Origin of the sequence: Paenibacillus sp. A3, assembly GCF_001399685.1 — a bacterium.
In the GTDB taxonomy this organism is placed as follows: Bacteria; Bacillota; Bacilli; order Paenibacillales; family NBRC-103111; genus Paenibacillus_G.
This window is the reverse complement of the sequence record NZ_JTHN01000078.1, coordinates 1-15702: the sequence shown is the minus strand read 5'-3', so window position 1 is coordinate 15702 and position 15702 is coordinate 1. Positions and strand designations below refer to the sequence as shown.

General features: G+C 56.9%; 16 protein-coding genes and 1 pseudogene. 11 read left to right on the top strand and 6 right to left on the bottom strand.

What is annotated here, in order from left to right:
* Positions 1-32: 32 nt before the first annotated feature.
* Positions 33-983, bottom strand: coding sequence for a helix-turn-helix transcriptional regulator (locus QJ48_RS11435; protein WP_054973729.1), 951 nt, complete (start codon positions 981-983; stop codon positions 33-35).
* Positions 984-1197: 214 nt separating this feature from the next.
* On the opposite strand from QJ48_RS11435, the gene modA reads away from it, so the two are divergent.
* Positions 1198-2043, top strand: coding sequence for a molybdate ABC transporter substrate-binding protein (modA, locus tag QJ48_RS11430; RefSeq protein WP_054973728.1), 846 nt, complete (start codon positions 1198-1200; stop codon positions 2041-2043).
* A gap of 5 nt (positions 2044-2048) precedes the next feature.
* Positions 2049-2714 (top strand): molybdate ABC transporter permease subunit, encoded by a 666-nt coding sequence (modB, locus tag QJ48_RS11425; protein WP_054973727.1) that lies wholly within the window; start codon positions 2049-2051, stop codon positions 2712-2714.
* A 42-nt stretch (positions 2715-2756) separates the two neighbouring features.
* On the opposite strand, the gene QJ48_RS11420 is transcribed toward modB, so the two are convergent.
* Entirely contained in the window at positions 2757-3311 is a 555-nt protein-coding gene (locus tag QJ48_RS11420; protein ID WP_054973726.1) for a DoxX family membrane protein, read from the bottom strand.
* 628 nt (positions 3312-3939) lie between these two features.
* Here QJ48_RS11420 and QJ48_RS11415 point away from each other — a divergent pair.
* The gene (locus QJ48_RS11415; RefSeq protein WP_157261598.1) at positions 3940-4041 is read left to right on the top strand and encodes a dihydroorotate dehydrogenase; all 102 of its coding nucleotides are present in this window, start codon (positions 3940-3942) and stop codon (positions 4039-4041) included.
* A 72-nt stretch (positions 4042-4113) separates the two neighbouring features.
* Here QJ48_RS11415 and QJ48_RS11410 read toward each other — a convergent pair.
* Positions 4114-4639: pseudogene (locus QJ48_RS11410) on the bottom strand (peptidoglycan-binding protein).
* Between the two features lie 246 nt (positions 4640-4885).
* Here QJ48_RS11410 and QJ48_RS11405 point away from each other — a divergent pair.
* The 3 genes from QJ48_RS11405 (at position 4886) to QJ48_RS11395 (ending at position 6332) form a co-directional block, all read left to right on the top strand.
* Entirely contained in the window at positions 4886-5083 is a 198-nt protein-coding gene (locus QJ48_RS11405) for a hypothetical protein (protein WP_054973723.1), read from the top strand.
* A 23-nt stretch (positions 5084-5106) separates the two neighbouring features.
* On the top strand, positions 5107-5925 hold the full coding sequence (locus QJ48_RS11400; protein ID WP_054973722.1) for a ferric iron reductase: 819 nt from the start codon (positions 5107-5109) through the stop codon (positions 5923-5925).
* Positions 5926-6011: 86 nt separating this feature from the next.
* Positions 6012-6332, top strand: a complete 321-nt coding sequence (locus QJ48_RS11395) for a DUF2325 domain-containing protein (RefSeq protein ID WP_054973721.1) — start codon at positions 6012-6014, stop codon at positions 6330-6332.
* A gap of 61 nt (positions 6333-6393) precedes the next feature.
* Here QJ48_RS11395 and QJ48_RS11390 read toward each other — a convergent pair whose 3' ends face one another.
* Positions 6394-7080 carry a FadR/GntR family transcriptional regulator gene (locus QJ48_RS11390; protein WP_054973720.1) on the bottom strand — a complete coding sequence of 229 codons (687 nt, stop codon included), beginning with the start codon at positions 7078-7080 and terminating at the stop codon, positions 6394-6396.
* On the bottom strand, positions 7077-7469 hold the full coding sequence (locus QJ48_RS11385) for a DUF2500 domain-containing protein (RefSeq protein ID WP_054973719.1): 393 nt from the start codon (positions 7467-7469) through the stop codon (positions 7077-7079). Before QJ48_RS11385 ends, QJ48_RS11390 begins: the two co-directional genes overlap by 4 nt.
* A 211-nt stretch (positions 7470-7680) precedes the next feature.
* Between QJ48_RS11385 and QJ48_RS11380 the strand changes: the two genes are divergently transcribed.
* From QJ48_RS11380 to QJ48_RS11370, 3 genes are all read left to right on the top strand, one after another.
* Positions 7681-9213: an FAD-binding oxidoreductase gene (locus QJ48_RS11380; protein ID WP_054973718.1), complete on the top strand. Its 1533-nt coding sequence runs from the start codon at positions 7681-7683 to the stop codon at positions 9211-9213.
* A gap of 3 nt (positions 9214-9216) precedes the next feature.
* On the top strand, positions 9217-10578 hold the full coding sequence (locus tag QJ48_RS11375; RefSeq protein WP_054973717.1) for a (Fe-S)-binding protein: 1362 nt from the start codon (positions 9217-9219) through the stop codon (positions 10576-10578).
* Between the two features lie 431 nt (positions 10579-11009).
* Entirely contained in the window at positions 11010-12704 is a 1695-nt protein-coding gene (locus QJ48_RS11370; protein WP_054973716.1) for a methyl-accepting chemotaxis protein, read from the top strand.
* Positions 12705-12798: 94 nt separating this feature from the next.
* On the opposite strand, the gene QJ48_RS11365 is transcribed toward QJ48_RS11370, so the two are convergent.
* Entirely contained in the window at positions 12799-14538 is a 1740-nt protein-coding gene (locus QJ48_RS11365) for a methyl-accepting chemotaxis protein (RefSeq protein ID WP_054973715.1), read from the bottom strand.
* 184 nt (positions 14539-14722) lie between these two features.
* On the opposite strand from QJ48_RS11365, the gene QJ48_RS11360 reads away from it, so the two are divergent.
* Positions 14723-15181 carry a VOC family protein gene (locus tag QJ48_RS11360; RefSeq protein ID WP_054973714.1) on the top strand — a complete coding sequence of 153 codons (459 nt, stop codon included), beginning with the start codon at positions 14723-14725 and terminating at the stop codon, positions 15179-15181.
* Between the two features lie 331 nt (positions 15182-15512).
* On the top strand, positions 15513-15702 hold a 190-nt coding region (locus QJ48_RS11355; protein ID WP_157261597.1), incomplete at its 3' end, for a helix-turn-helix domain-containing protein.

Below are 15702 nucleotides of genomic sequence, written 5' to 3'. Positions count from 1 at the left end.
CCTGCCGGGCCGCGTTTACCGGAACCGGTCCGTCACGTTTCCAGCAACACCTTGCCCGTCTCGGTCAAGTCGTATCCGCCGATGGAGCGCAGCTCGCCGAGAAAGGCGTCCGATTGCAGGATGCGCCGGATAACTTCGATCCATTCGCGGTTATCCGGCTTCTTCAGCATCACGAGATCGTAACGCTCCCGGATCAGCGGGATAAAATCGACGCCTTCGACGATGTTCGCCGCTTTCTCGATTCCGACCCCGACATCGGCCTCGCCCGCAGCGACTTTGCCGGCTACGCCCATATGGCTGGATTCCTCCGCCTCATAGCCGGCAAGGCTGCCCGGAGCGATGCCGTGCAGCCGCAACTGCTCGTCCAGCAGCACGCGCGCGCCGGAGCCTTTCTCCCGGTTGGCGATGCGCAGGCCGGACTGCGTGAGATCGTCCCAGCCCCGCAGTCCTTTCGGATTGCCCTGCGGCACGTAAAGCCCGGCATTGCGGGTAAGCAGATGAACGACGATATACGAAAAGCCGACCAGCAGCTTGCGGATATACGGAATATTGTATTCCCCGGTATCGCCATCCAGGAGATGCGTGCTCACGATATCCGATTCGCCGCGGTACATCGAGATCAGGCTGTCCAAGCTGCCGACATACGAGCGAAGCGGGCGGACTCCGGGCGCCTGCTTCTCCAGATGCTTGGCCAACATGTCGAGGCTGATGTCCTGCCCCGTGATGACGAGCGGACGGCTGCCTGGAGCAAAAACGCCCCCCGGCCTGGAGGCACCGGACGGCGCCGGAGCGGCTGCTTGCGGCATGCGGCCTTCGCGGGCTCTGGCTTTATAGGCCTCCAGATCCGCGGCGTCGATACGCATTTGCTTGCCGACGCGGTAGGCGGGGAGCTCGCCCTTTTTGATCAGGTCGTACACCGTCAGCTTGGATATTTTCAAGAGCTTAGCAATTTCTTCGGTTGTATAGGAAACGTCGTTGGTCATGACGCTGAAACCTCCCGTCTTGCATTCGTCTTCGTAGGCAGCGCCGGTCTTGGTCCCGGCCTGGACACGAAGTCGTCACATCTATCATACGATGGAAGCGGCGGCGATTCAAACCGCTGTTTACAGGGTTCCTTTTCTTCGCTTATAATGAATTTCGAGTCAATTATATCTAGTTATATCTAAACATAATTAAATAGATAGGAGAGAGGAATCTGTGCGTAAAATCGCTGCTTCTTGTTTATTCCTGCTGCTTGCTTTATCTCTAGCCATCGGGCTTGCAGGCTGTGGCGAAGCGAAGCCAACCCCGGCGGACGCGCCGAAAGCCGGGCAAGAAAAGAGCCAAGCCGCTCCCGCGGAGAAGGTGGAGCTGACCATATCCGCCGCGGCAAGCTTGACCGACGCGCTCAAGGAAATCCAGAACGCTTACGAAAGCAAGAACACCAGCATCAAGCTGAACTTCAACTTCGGGGCCTCCGGTGCGCTGCAGCAGCAGATTGAGCAGGGCGCTCCTGCCGACGTGTTCCTGTCCGCCGCCGCCAAAAATATGAAAGCGCTGGTGGACAAGCAGCTTGTCGATGCGGCGCAGCAGAAAAACCTGCTCGTCAACGAGCTCGTCGTCGTCGTACCGGAAGGCGGCAAAGCGCAGGTCGGCACGGTGGACGATTTGGCGAAGCCGGAAGTGAAGCACGTCGCCATCGGGGAGCCGGAATCCGTACCGGCGGGCGGCTATGCCAAGGAAGCGCTGACGAACGCGAAGCAGTGGGACGCTTTGCAGCCGAAGCTCGTCATGGCGAAAGACGTGCGGCAGGTGCTGACCTACGTCGAATCGGGCAACGCGGAAGCGGGCTTCGTCTACAAGACGGATGCGCTCACGTCCAAGAAGGTGAAGATCGCCTTCAACGTCGATCCGAAAACCTACAAGCCGGTCGAATATCCGGCCGGTATCGTCAAAGCGACGAAGCATGCCAAAGAAGCCGAAGCCTTCTATACGTACCTGCAGAGCAAAGAGGCGGCGGACGTGTTCGCGAAGTACGGCTTCACCATCCCTGGCGGGAAGTAACAAGCATGCCTGGCATCGATTGGAACGCTTTTCTGTCGCCGGTCCTTCTGTCGGTCAAAGTATCGCTGGTTGCTAGCGCGCTGGTGTTCGTCCTCGGGATCGCCGCGGCGTGGGGCTTGTCCCGCCGTACGTTTCCGGGCAAAACGCTGCTGGAAACCGCGCTGATGCTGCCGCTGGTGCTTCCTCCGACCGTGATCGGCTTCATCCTGCTGGTGCTTCTCGGCAAGAAGAGCTGGTTCGGCCGCTGGATCGAGGAGTGGTTCGCGGCTCCGCTCATCTTCACGTGGTGGGCCGCCGTCATCGCCTCGATCGTGGTCGCGTTCCCGCTCGTATACCAAACGATGAAGGTCGGCTTCGCTTCGGTCGACCGCAGTCTGGAGGACGCTGCGCGCTCCTCGGGCGCGGGCGAGTGGCAGGTGCTCCGCTACATTACGCTGCCGCTGGCCTGGCGCTCCCTTGCTACGGGTTATATTCTGGGCTTCGCCCGGGCGCTCGGCGAATTCGGGGCGACGCTGATGATCGCCGGGAATATCCCGGGCAAGACGCAGACCGTTCCGACCGCCATCTACATGGCGGTAGAATCCGGCCGCATGACGCTCGCCTGGTGGTGGACCGGCTCGATCATCGTCATTTCGTTTATGATGATGCTGATTGTGAATAAGAAAAAGTAAGACCACGGAATCGATCCGTGGTCTTCTTGTCATATGCTTGCGTTATACTCCCATCGGGGCACGGGTGCCGCCGGCGGTTTTGTTAGGATCGTGGCTGTCTCCGCCTTTGTTCAGCTTACGGAACGTTTTGCGGAGGTAAGGCAGTACGTAGTAGTCGCCGCCGAATTTACCGGTGTTGGCTCCTGCAGCCAAGAGGATGAAGCCGAGGAGGACCATCCAAGGGTTCGTGCTTACGGTTCCGGCGAACAGGAACATGAAGTTCATCATTAATCCGAAGAAGGCTGCTGCTGTTGCCAGTGTCCCGAGAATTAAGCCGAGACCGACGAGAAACTCACCGAGCGGGATCATGACGTTGATCAGCTTCGCGTTAGGCAAAGCGAAATTTTCGATAAACGCGTTGAAGGTCGGGTAAATCAATTCGTTTGTGGCCTTGTCCATTGGCGGTTTGGCAATGGCGCCCTTCAGGAAGCCGGTGGCGTCGAACCCGCCGGTAAGTTTGTGGAACCCGGCCGTAAGCCATGTCCATCCGACATATACGCGTAATATGAGCAGCAAGCCGGCAGCATACACGTTTTCTCTTAACCATTTCATAATCATCATAATCGCTCCCTTTGTTATCAAATTGTGTCTAAATTTTGACACATTCATTTTTTTCATTATTGCACAACGCTAAAGAGATGAAGAGGGATAAATTACCATCATTAAGGGATAATATCCATTTAAACTGACAGGATTAGACGGTCGATCGAATCCATTCGATTTTCCAACAAGATATCGTGAAAAAATTCACAAATTACCGTAAGAAGAATCGTTCGCTTGCCTTTCAATAAGGTAAGAGCCTTTTGTAAGGCAAGATCGGCTGCTATAGCAGTGTCGTGGGCCGGAGCGGGAACGAAGCACGGTGTTCATATCGCATGTTCCTTTCCTTTGATTGATGTCGGGATTTGCTTCCTCCCTACGCCTTTACTATAGCATGTCCGGGAGAAAAGAGATGTGAAAAAAATCACACTGTCGAAAAATGCAGGAAATTCTGCCGCTTCGGCTTTGCCTTGGTGTGCTCTCGGATTTCCTTCGATTTAAAGTGATGTGATCTGCCAAAAGAATGGGCCCGTCTGAATAAAAGTTCCCCCTCACTCGTCCATACCGGTCATTCGTCTCTCGCATACATTAATATTGCGAATATCCGACATGGGGAGTATGGCGGATATTCAATTTTGTCGAAGGAGTGATCATTGTGGGTGGTTTTGGCGGTTTCACATCGACAGGCGTCATCCTGGTTCTGTTCATTCTGCTTGTGATTATCAGCTGCAGCTTCTTGTTCATCTAAGCTTCGCGTGCGAAAGTAACGGCAAGCCGGGCACCTGTGAGGGCCCGGCTCTTTCCGATGGAAGCCGTGAACTCATTTGCAAAAAATATGGCGGCCGATTTGTTTGATTTGCGGCCTGGGCCAGATCCATTGCGAGGTGGCCGTAGCCGGATTGAAATAGTACAGCGCTTCGCCAGAAGGGTCCCAGCCGTTCACGGCGTCATAGACCGCTTTGTAGGCTGTGCTGTCCGGTGTCAGCCAGATCTGGCCGTCGTCCACGGCGGTGAAGGCCCCGGGTTTCTCTGTACACCGTTCGGGCCATCAGCGTAATATCTTCGTTGCTGAACGAGGAACCCGAAGCCCGCCAATGCTTGGTCGCCTGCCAGAGCTTGTTCTGCGTCTGCGGCCCGGCAATCCCGTCGACGGCGATGCCGAACCGGTCCTGAAACCAAAATACTGCACCTTGCGTCTGCTGCCCGAAGATGCCGTCTATGCTTCCGTTGTAGTATCCGAGAAACTTCAGACGTCCCTGCAGCTCGTATACGTCATCGCCGCGGGAGCCGAGGCGGAGCGTTTGTCCGCTGAAGGAAAGTCCGGGCGAAGGAGAAGGAAGCAGCACGGGGACAAAGACAAGAATAAGGCATAGGATCGCTTTCAGAGCAGTCCGTTCCACCTGCGATGCAAAATGCAGCACCTTCTTGCATTAATTTGGAACGGATTTCAAGTTTTATGCATCGTTCGGCAGACGGGGCCATGAACATGACACGAAAAGAGGCAACCCATTGACAACGAGAATGATAACCATTATCATTTGTAATATACATGTTATTGAGAATCATTATCATATAATAAGGAGGAGCCGTCCGTGGGTTTGCTGTATGAGCTGATCAGGCATAGAAACCTTAGCCGGGCAGGCAGCATTGCGGACCGTTCGATTCCCGACAGACTACAGTCGCAACCGGAAGAGCACCGGTACGGTTCATACATACAGAGGATATCGGTTCAAATGTTGGAAGAGGAGAAGGCTCAGGGGAGCATCGAAAGAGCGCCCGAGCGCCAATAATCGGAACGGGAAGGGAGAGCGGCATGGAGCAAGTAAAGAATGAAGCGCTGGCGGAGCGAGGTCTCAGCGAACTGGAGGCGCAGTTTTTTTTCATACGGGAGCTTCCCGATGAGGGGGAGTTGTCGGTCAAGCTGTCGCAGCTGTTCGAACGCCGGCATGCGGACATGCTTCTGGTGAAGTATGGCAAGCATATCCGCGCGTTGGATGAGCAAGCGCCGGCCACTTACTTTAGCGGCTGGCTCGGCATGCTGTGCGCGGCGCAGCAGTATATGATCAGCCGGTATGATGCGGCGTTCGATTTTTCGCCGGGCAATCTGACGGTCAATTTGTATCAGAAGGAAGGCCGCGCGATGTTCGGGTTCCGGCTGCATGACGCCAGAACGTTGTCGGTGCCAGCGGGGGACCGGACCGGGTGGAGGCGTCAAGTGCTCTCCGCCTTGTACGGAGAGACGCTTCGGCCGCTGCTCGGATCGCTGGCACAAGCGGCAGGGCTCGATGCGGGGCAATTGTGGGGGCAGATCGCGACCCGGATGTACTACGTCCGAGATATGGTTGTTGCCCAAGCGGACAGCGAAGAGCTTCGGGCCAAGCTGACGGAGGACTTTCAGGCGCTGCTGTCGGACTTGCCGCCGGACGTATTCGGCCGGCCGCGGCATCCGCTCGATGTGAAGTTCCGCTACATCGACGACCCGCGCAAGCCCGGAGAGCGGATGCGGATGAAAGTCAGCTGCTGTCTCGCTTACAAGACGGATACGGACCACGGATATTGCTATACCTGTCCGCGGATGAGCAGTGCCGAGCGCGAGGAACGGAAGCTCAAGCTGCTCGCGGGCGCGAAATAACGAGAATCGAAGGCAGACACGATAAAAATACATGCACGGAAGGCTCTCTCAGGAGACAGCCCGTTAACGAAAAGGAGGCTTGAAACATGCCGTCGATTTTGGTCGTAGGAGCGGATCATTTGGGCAATATGCCCGATCATCTGGCGAATATCGGTTTTGACGAAGTGATGCATATGTCCGGACGCAAATGCCAAATGGTGAAGAAGGGGATTCCGGAAAAGGTGGACGCGGTGCTTGTGCTGACGGATTACGTCAATCATAATCTGACCAAAGCCATCAAGCAGCAAGCGAAGGAACAGGAAGTGCCGATTTATTATGCGAAGCGTTCGTGGTGCTCGGTGCAGAAGGCGCTCTGCTCCTGCGCGGACGGCTGCGAATGGTTGAAAAAGGGCGGAACCGCCCATTAAACGAGGAAAGCCCGCCGGAGGATGCCGGCGGGCTTTTTCGTATGCACATTGCCGTATGCCGTCAGGCTTCGTAGGTTAAACGGCGGAGCATCTGCTCCACCTTGCGCAAGTGGGAGGCGACGCGTTCTCGGGCAAGGGCGGCGTCCTGCAGTCTCACTGCGTCGACGATAGCTTGGTGCTCTTCGGAGAGCCGGACGGTCTGACTCTGCTCCGCGAACAGCCACAGCCGGCGGCTTTCCCGCATCGCCGGACCCATGGTCAGGAAAAGCGTCTCCAGCGTGCGTACGAGCAGCTCGTTGCCGGACGCTCCGGCCAGCTTCAGGTGAAACCGGATATCGCATTGCTCCAGCTTGTCCTCGTCGGCCAGGGAAGCCATCTCGGCGAGGATCTTGTCCAGCTCGATCAGATGATCGTTGCTGCGGCGCGCCGCGGCCAGCGCCGCGCCTTCGGTTTCCAGGATGAAGCGCAGCTCAAGCCATTGCCGGAGCTGCTCCACGTTCCCGATCTCGGGCGCTTCGATCTGAAGCGCGCCGCTATTGCGGAGCACGAACGTTCCGCCGCCATGGCGGACGTCCACCCAGCCGTGCGCTTTGAGCGACATGAGCGCTTCCCGGATCGTGGAGCGGCCGACGCCGAACTTCACGGCGAGCTGCTCGACCGAGTCGATCCGGGAACCGACCGGCCAGACGCCCTGCTCGATTTGCTCGCGAAGGGCGTCGGCGACGATTTCATAGCCTTTGCGGATCATGAATGCTCTTCCTTTCTCATGCGGACAAAATCAATGAAGCGGGTGCCTTGATACGTCAGCTCGCCGAAGTCCCCCTCGGCCATCAGCCCGTATTGGGGGCCTTTCAAAGGAAGCTCCACCCGCTCGCCGTTCTCGAATTCGAAGGTCGCGTAATATCTCGTAAACGCGCTCGAATCCCCGGACCCGCCCGACACCTGCGTGCGCTTGGCGACGACCCGGCAGGGGACGGTAAGGCGCTCGGACGCATTGTTTGCGGACCAGACGGAGACGGAAGAGAAAATCTTGTACAAGACGGTACCTACGATGATGATAAGGGCAAGCGTGAAAATGATGCTGAATATGGGCGGCGGTCCGTCGAAAGGACCCCTTGGAGATGGAAAAAAATCCATGGTTTTCCTCCCTGTCGAGACATAAGCCGACATTATGCAGCGGCTATGCATTAAGTGACAGCGTGCAAGATTTCCCTTATTGTACCATGTTTACCCGGGCGAATCATGTCGCCTTGCGGGGCACTGAAGCATTGACGAAGGGAACCGGGTCCTTTTATAATAAAGTCATCAGATGACCTGATTAATCCAGGGACATACGGGAGGGAACGCTTTGCTGGCTGCAACGGTCTGTCAAGAATTAAGAAGGATTGTCGGGGACGCTTGGTTCCGTGACGATACCGAAACGCTCGTTTCGTACAGCTACGATGCTACGCCGCTGTATCAATCGATGCCGGACGGCGTCATTTTCCCCGCTTCGACGGAAGAAGTGGCGGCGGTGATGCGCGTCTGCGCCCAGCATCGGATTCCGGTGGTCACCCGCGGGGCGGGCAGCAATCTGTGTGCGGGCGTCGTGCCGCTGCACGGCGGGCTGATCATGGTCATGGCGCGGATGAACCGGCTGCTGGAGATCGATCAGGACAACCTGACGGCGACGTTCCAGACGGGTCTGAATACTAAGCGCTTTCATACGGCCGTCGAGGAGACGGGGCTGTTTTATCCGCCGGACCCGAGCAGCATGATTATCTGCACGATGGGCGGCAACATTGCCCTTGGCGCAGGCGGGCTGCGCGGGCTCAAGTACGGCACGACCAAGGACTACGTCATCGGGCTTGAAGCGGTGCTGGCGAGCGGCGAGGTGCTGCGGACGGGAGGCAAGCTGGTGAAGGATGTCGCGGGCTATGACTTGACGAGGCTGCTCGTAGGGTCTGGGGGCACGCTGGCGATTTTGACGGAAGCGACGGTTAAGCTTGTTCCGAAGCCGGCGTACCGGCGGGCGATGATTGCGGTGTTTGCCGACTTGCCGGCGGCAGCGCGGACGGTGTCGCAGATTATCGCGAACCGGATTACGCCCTGTACGCTTGAGTTTATGGATCAGGCGACGATCGAGGTGGTGGAGGCGTTCGCCAAAATCGGCCTACCGGTCGATGCGCAGGCGATCTTGGCGATCGAGCAGGACGGCGACGAGGCGCAGGTGGAGAAGGACCTGCAGCTGATCGAGACGATCTGCAGACGCGAAGGGGCGATCCAGGTGAAGGTGGCCGAGACGCCGGAGGAAGGGGCCAAGGTGATGGAAGCCCGGCGCAGTGCGCTGGCAGCACTTTCCCGGCTGCGGCCGACAACCATTCTTGAGGACGCGACGGTGCCGCGCTCGAAGATTGCCGACATGGTGCTGGAGGTGCAGCGCATTGCGGCGAAGCACAACGTGCGGATATGCACGTTCGGCCATGCGGGTGACGGTAACCTGCACCCGACGGCGATGACCGATGCGCGGGATGCGGAGGAGATTCACCGGGTGGAGCTGGCGTTCGAGGAAATTTTCGACGTGGCGATCCGGCTCGGAGGCACGATCACCGGGGAGCACGGCGTCGGGCATGTGAAAGCGCCGTATCTGGAATGGAAGGTCGGCGCGTCCGGCATCAGCCTGATGAAGCGGCTGAAGCATGCGTTCGACCCGGACGGCTTGCTCAATCCCGGCAAGCTGTTCGCGGAGACGCGCAAGCGCGTTGTGTTTACGTCGGAGCCGGGAGCGGAGAACGAAGCGGGCGGAACCGCGGGGCCGGAGCAAGCCGATGCGCCGGAAACGGATTCGCCCGGCGCCGCGCTTGAGGACGGCCGCGATCCGGCGGCGAAAGGCGGTGAATGACGCGTGAGCACGGAGATCAAACCATTGACCGAGAAGCTGCGGCTCACGCTCGATCCCGATCAGCTTACCAACTGTATGCGCTGCGGCTTTTGCCAGACGGCCTGTCCGACGTTTCTGGAGACGGGGCTGGAGGCGGCGTCACCGCGGGGCCGGATTGCATTGATGAAGGCCGTCTATGACGGCAAAATGGAGCCGGACGCGGCGTTCCGCTCGCAGATGGACCTGTGCCTCGGCTGCCGCGCTTGTGAGCCGGCCTGCCCGTCGGATGTCAAGTACGGCCAGCTTATCGAACAGGCCCGCGAGTCGATCGCGGCGGTAACCGCCGAGCGATGGCCGGTACGGACGGTGAAGCGGCTGTTCATGGAGCGGCTGTTTCCGCATCACGGCCGGATGCGGCTGCTCGGCTCGTCGCTGAAGCTCTACCAAACGAGCGGGTTGCAGAAGCTGGCGCGCGGGCTCGGCGTCATGAAGCTGTTTCCGTCTCATATGCGCGAGATGGAAGCGGTGCTGCCGCAAGCGGCCGGCGACGGCGTCATCCGCCGTTGGGAGAAGCTTGGCCTGCCTGCCCGCTGGGAACAGGGCGACGGCGGACAATCGCTGCTCGTGATCCCGGCCGAAGGCGAACGTCTCGGCCGGGTCGGGATGTTCCGCGGCTGCATCATGGACGTGCTGTTCACGGAGACGAACGTGAACACGATCAAGCTGCTGCGCCTGGCGGGCTACGAGGTCGTGGTCCCGGCCTCGCAGACGTGCTGCGGCGCGCTGCACGCCCATGCCGGCGAACGGGAGAGCGCCCGCCGTCTGGCCCGGACCAACATCGCCGCCTTCGGCGCGGCCGGCGTCGATGCCGTCGTCAGCAACGCCGGCGGCTGTGGCGCTACCCTGAAGGAGGTGGACCACCTCCTTCACAGCGATCCCGAGGCGGCGGAGGCCCGCCGGTTTGCCTCGCAGGTCTTCGACGTGTCGGAGCTGCTCGCCGAAGGGCGTCCGCTGCCGCTGAAGCCGCTCGGCCAGGTGACGGTCACATACCAGGACTCGTGTCATCTGCGCAACGTGATGCGCGTCGCATCGGCCCCGCGGCAGCTGATCCGGACCGTGCCCGGCGCGAAGCTGCAGGAGCTGCCCGACGCCGACCGCTGCTGCGGCTCCGCCGGGATCTACAACTTGACGCAGCCGGAGATGTCCGCCAGCGTGCTCGACCATAAGATGGAGCAGGTGGAGCGCACCCGGGCGCACGTCATTCTAACGGCGAATCCGGGTTGTCTGCTTCAGATGAAATGGGGCGTGCACCGCCACGGGAGAGACAAGACGATGCAAGCGATGCATCTGGTTGATTTTCTCGCCGAATCGGTGGGGGAGAGATAGTCCGCAGCGTCACTCGACCGCCGGCATATCCTTCAGGGTATGCCGGTTTGTCGTGCTGCTGGCGCAAGGAAGCCGCTAGCCGGATTTCCCGCTGCTATGGAGCTTCCGCGCCCTATGACCGGACGTTCGCGAAATTCCAACGGAATATTACGCCTGCTCTCCAAGTGAGGCATACGCCTTCGCCTCCTCCTCTCCGGGCCGCTTATTGATGCGTGGCATGTAAGCCGCTCCCCGAACCAGCACCCCCAAGCGACTTTAACGTTTCAGATTACCTTTCACCTTACTTCTTCCGCCCGCCGCAACCTTTTCTCCTTATTAAATTTGTCGAAAAAATAGTAAAGTAAAAAAATACATATCAAATTCTTGTCTAAAAATGTCGATAAATATGTTGAAAAATGTCGAATAAAATCAAGACATCAGGGGGACTGCGGATGAAGATTTCAAGCTGGTTAAAGGTGATGGGCGGACTTTTATTGGTATTATCGCTGCTCAACTGGTTCAGTGTCAGCAAGCTGGAGGATGGCATCGCCCAGGAACGGCTGGCGGTACAACGGCAGGCGCAGTTCAAGCAGCTCGGCTTTGACTTGAAGAACGGCTCCGATTACTTGACCGATGAGATGAGACGATATGTCCAGTTCGGGGACAAGCGGCACCATGATAATTATTGGAAAGAGGTCAACGAGACCAAGTCGCGCGATAAGGTCGTCGAACAACTGAAAGCGCTTGAAGCTCCGCAGGAAGAGCTGGACTTGATCGAGAAAGCGAAGAATAGCTCCGACACCTTGATCAAAACCGAGGAAGCCGCCATGAAGGCGGTGGAGGAGAAAAATTTTGACAGCGCCCGGAAGCTGATGTTCGGCGAACAATACGATGCCAGCAAAAAAGAAATTATGGGCTATATCCAGCAGTTTCAAACCAAGATGAACAACCGGGCGCAGCAGGAAGCGGACGCGGCCCGTCAGACGGCTACCTCTATGATGAACTTCGCCGTGATCCTGCTGGTAGTGACGTTCTTGACCTTGTTCGGCATTTTTGCCTTGATCTTTATCAAGCTGAGGCCTTTAAAAACGGTGAATGGGAAAATTGCCGAGCTTGCCAGCAACGGCGGCGATCTGACGGCAAGACTGACCTCCAATACGAAGGACGAGATCGGCGAAATCGCAGGCTCGCTTAACCGGATGCTCGACAGTCTGCACGGCATGATCAAGGAGATTACCGGCACCTCCGAGAAAGTATGGGAGACGTCGGAGAAACTGATTGCCAATACGAAGCAAACCTCTGCCGCAACCGAAGAAATCGGCAAACGGATGGCGGTGATCGAGCAGGGGGCCGTCATTTCGGTGCAGAACACGCTGGACGGATCGCGGGCCATCGAAGAAATGGCCAAAGGCGTGCAGCGGGTGGCCGAATCGGCTACCGAGCTGTCCGAGGCCGCCGTGGATACGGAGAAAGAAGCTGTGGACGGCTTCGGACATATGGAGCAGGCCAAGCGGCAAATGGATCAGATCGACGAGTCCGTCAACAACTCCGCCCAGATCGTGTCCAAGCTGGACGAGCGTTCGTCCCACATCGGGCAAATTGCGGATACGATCGCCACGTTGTCCAAGCAAACGAATCTGCTTGCGCTCAATGCTTCGATCGAAGCGGCCCGGGCGGGCGAGCATGGCCGGGGCTTCGCGGTCGTGGCGGCGGAAATCCGCAAGCTGGCGGAAGGCTCCGCAGCCTCGGCAGGACAGATCGCCGAGCTGCTCCAGGAAATTCGCAGCGATTCGACGGAAACGGTCAAAGCCATGCAGCGGGTAAGCGAAGAGGTGGCCTTGGGCAGCCACAAGGTGCGGGCTGCCAGCGACTCGTTCCAAAAAATATTGCAGGCCACCAAAGAAGTCGCCGCCCAAATTCAAGAGGTTTCGGCCATTTCGGAGGAAATGGCGGCAGGCTCGGAGGAAATTGCCGCCTCCGTCTCCGATATGGCCGATGTTGCCAGAGAATCTCTGGATGGCGTGCAGATCGTCAATGACAAAACCCAAGCGCAAACCGCTTTGGTGCAGGAGGTTTCCTTCTTGTCCGAAGGATTGAGCCGGGAGGCGGAAAATCTGGAAACGCTGGTCCGCAAGTTTAAAATATAAGCATGAAACTTAATGTGAAATGAAAAAGGGAGGAAGTCCGCAGCTTCAACGCTGCAGGGACTTCTTCCCTTTTTTTTGGACGCCGGGAGCGCCCTTACAATTTGAACCGGTTGACCAGTTCGGACAAATCCTGCGCCGTCCGGCTTAACGATTCCGCGGACGAAGCAATTTCTTCCGCAGATGCGAGCTGCTCTTCGGTTGTAGCGGCAATCGTCTGCGCCGATTCGGCGGCCTGTCTGGCAATTTGGTTCATCTCCGAAGCGGAAGCGGACACCTGTTCCGAGCTTGCCGCCATTTCTTCGGCTGCCGCCGCCACTTCCTGAATTTTGCCGGATACGTCGCTCGCGGTACGGGTGATTTGCTGGAACGCTTCATCCGCCTCGGTCACGGCTTGGAGTCCGATGCGAACCTCCGACAAGCTGCGGTTCATCGTGAGCACCGCTTTGGACGTATCGGTTTGAATCTGCGTGATGATGTCCGAGATGCTTTGAACGGCTTCTCCAGACTGCTGGGCGAGCTTCTTCACCTCGTTCGCGACGACGGCGAAGCCTTGTCCATGCTCTCCCGCTCTTGCCGCCTCGATGGAGGCGTTGAGCGCCAGCAAACCGGTTTGCGAAGCGATGTCGTTGATAATCTGCAGAATGCTGCCGACGTTCACGGAATGCGTCTCCAGCGTCTTGATATCGTCGCCCGCCTGCCCGACCGATTCGCTCAGGGCGTTCATTCTGCTTCTCGCCGCTTGAATGGCGTCGTTACCATGCTGCGCTTGGATAGCGGATTCTTGAGACAATTCGGATACGTCCGACGTCGTTTCGGCGATGCGTTGAATGCCTGCGGCCATCTCTTCCATCGCTCTTCCGGTTTCGTCCGAGCGCATCAGCTGACTCTCCGTACCGGAGGCCATCTCTTGGATGGACAGCGTAACGGTTTTGGTCGCTACCGTATTTTGCTCCGAGCTGGCCTGCAGCTCCTCGGACGAAGCGGCAACCGTCGTGGATGCCTCTTGTATCTGCACCACGGTCATTTTTAGATGGGATACCATGTCGTTTAGGGAAACGACCAGACTTCCGATCTCGTCCTTTTGCTTGACCGCGAGCGGTTCGACCGTCAAGTCGCCGCCGGCCACCCGGTGCAGAGCTTCGGATACAAGCTTCACGGGCCTGGATATGATGCGGATCATCACGATGACCAAGGCGATTCCGATTATGACCGAAATGGCGATCATCCCGATCGTAAGCTCGATAGTGCTTAGGTAGATTTGTCCGCTTTCCTGCGTCGCCATTTTGGCGCCGTCGTTATTGATTTTGATCATTTTATTCAGCAGTTTCTGCATTTCGTCATAGGTTTGCTGGGATTGCCCCATCATCGCCGTGAGTTCTTTTTCCTGTTTCACCGCGCCGCGAACCAGGTCGATTTGCTTGCCCAACACGAGGGTACGGTCGTAAACTTCTTTATAACTGTTCCATTTCGCCCGAAGCTGCTCCGTATTGATGCGATCTTCGTCGCTAACGAACGTCTCGCTGTACAGATCCAGTTGCTTGTCGATCTCTGCAAACGTGGCATCGGCTTCCTGGATGTATAGTTGTTTTTTGGCGACTTCCGGATTGGTCAAAATTTTATATTGCAGAACAAGAACGTGTTCTGTCAAGTAGTTGACGTTGTTGGCAATCCCTACTCCTGACAGCCAAGCGCCGGTAATTTCCTCCGTCTTGGATTGCATCTTTGCCCCCCGACCCAGTGAGGTGAGGCCCAAGCCGGCCAGCAGCAAGATCAGGATCAGAAAAGACAAGAACAGCTTTCTCCCGACCGATAGCATAAAGTGATGTTTATCCATTATGTATCTCTCCTTTGATGTGATCATCTCCTTTTATCGACACAATTCGCTAAAATCGTTAGGTATTTTCTGGGTGAATTTTTTGGCTGTTAAAATAAACTGGAAAAATATGGGTTACTATGTGGTTTTGTGCTACACTGTAATCGAAAGGGAGAATTCTAAAACTGGAAAGGTGGCGATCCACGTGATCCAAGGACTGTACGAAGCGCATTTGCCGGTAAGAGATCTGAAGCGATCCATCGCCTTTTATGAAAACATCGGCCTGGAACTGGCGCATCAAGGCCGCGGCCTGACCTTTTTCTGGATTGAGAAAGGAAAGAGCTGGCTCGGTCTGTGGGAGGCGGAACAGGTGAACGTCCCGTACCATCCGTCGTTGAGGCATATCGCCTTTCAAGTGGAGCTGGAGGATATAAAGCGGGCCAAGCAGTGGCTCGCGGACAAGGGGATCGAGGTGAGAGAAGCTTTCGGGTTTGCGCCGACGGGTCCCATCGTGCTGCCCAACCGGCCGCACGCGCACGCAGCTATTTATTTTGAGGACCCGGACGGCAATTCGCTGGAGTTTATTTGCCCGATTGAGCTGGACACGTCCCCTTTGACGCAGATGATCTACTTGGAAGAATGGGAAAATAAGCTAGAGAGATGATGGCGCAAAGCGGATTGGAGAGGAAGTGCCCTTCGCAGGGGGGGGGGCGGAAACCCATAAATACCTCAATTGTGGTGTTTATAGGTATTTTTGGACCAAGAACAGGCAGTAGCAAATTACACATTCACGTTTGCGCATAATTATTTAACCAAAGCTGATAAATTTGTAACTGCTCCAGGAACGTTTACCGTAAGCTCCACTACAGATTTTATTGTTAAGGCTGAGAAGACTCCCTCTTCGATAAGGGGGAGATGAATCAGCATCTCTTGCATATGAATGCGAACGTATGTGCTATAATTATCATAAAATCACCAAAGGAGGTAAATCCCGCATGTTGCATCATAAAGCTTTTCGCTTTCGCATCTACCCTACGGAGGAGCAAACGACGCTGATCCATCAGATGTTTGGATGCGCTCGCTTTGTCTTTAACCACTTCCTTGCGAGGTGGAACGACACCTTCCAAGAAACAGGCAGAGGCTTGTCTTACCAGACCTGTGCAACTGGGCTGCCAGCGTTGAAAA

Coding starts and splice junctions, on each gene's coding strand:
- QJ48_RS11435 (WP_054973729.1), bottom strand. CDS start 983: ATGACCAACGACGTTTCCTATACAACCGAAGAAATTGCTAAGCTCTTG.
- QJ48_RS11395 (WP_054973721.1), top strand. CDS start 6,012: ATGCCGTCGATTTTGGTCGTAGGAGCGGATCATTTGGGCAATATGCCC.
- QJ48_RS11385 (WP_054973719.1), bottom strand. CDS start 7,469: ATGGATTTTTTTCCATCTCCAAGGGGTCCTTTCGACGGACCGCCGCCC.
- QJ48_RS11365 (WP_054973715.1), bottom strand. CDS start 14,538: ATGGATAAACATCACTTTATGCTATCGGTCGGGAGAAAGCTGTTCTTG.
- QJ48_RS11370 (WP_054973716.1), top strand. CDS start 11,010: ATGAAGATTTCAAGCTGGTTAAAGGTGATGGGCGGACTTTTATTGGTA.
- modB (WP_054973727.1), top strand. CDS start 2,049: ATGCCTGGCATCGATTGGAACGCTTTTCTGTCGCCGGTCCTTCTGTCG.
- QJ48_RS11400 (WP_054973722.1), top strand. CDS start 5,107: ATGGAGCAAGTAAAGAATGAAGCGCTGGCGGAGCGAGGTCTCAGCGAA.
- QJ48_RS11390 (WP_054973720.1), bottom strand. CDS start 7,080: ATGATCCGCAAAGGCTATGAAATCGTCGCCGACGCCCTTCGCGAGCAA.
- QJ48_RS11420 (WP_054973726.1), bottom strand. CDS start 3,311: ATGATTATGAAATGGTTAAGAGAAAACGTGTATGCTGCCGGCTTGCTG.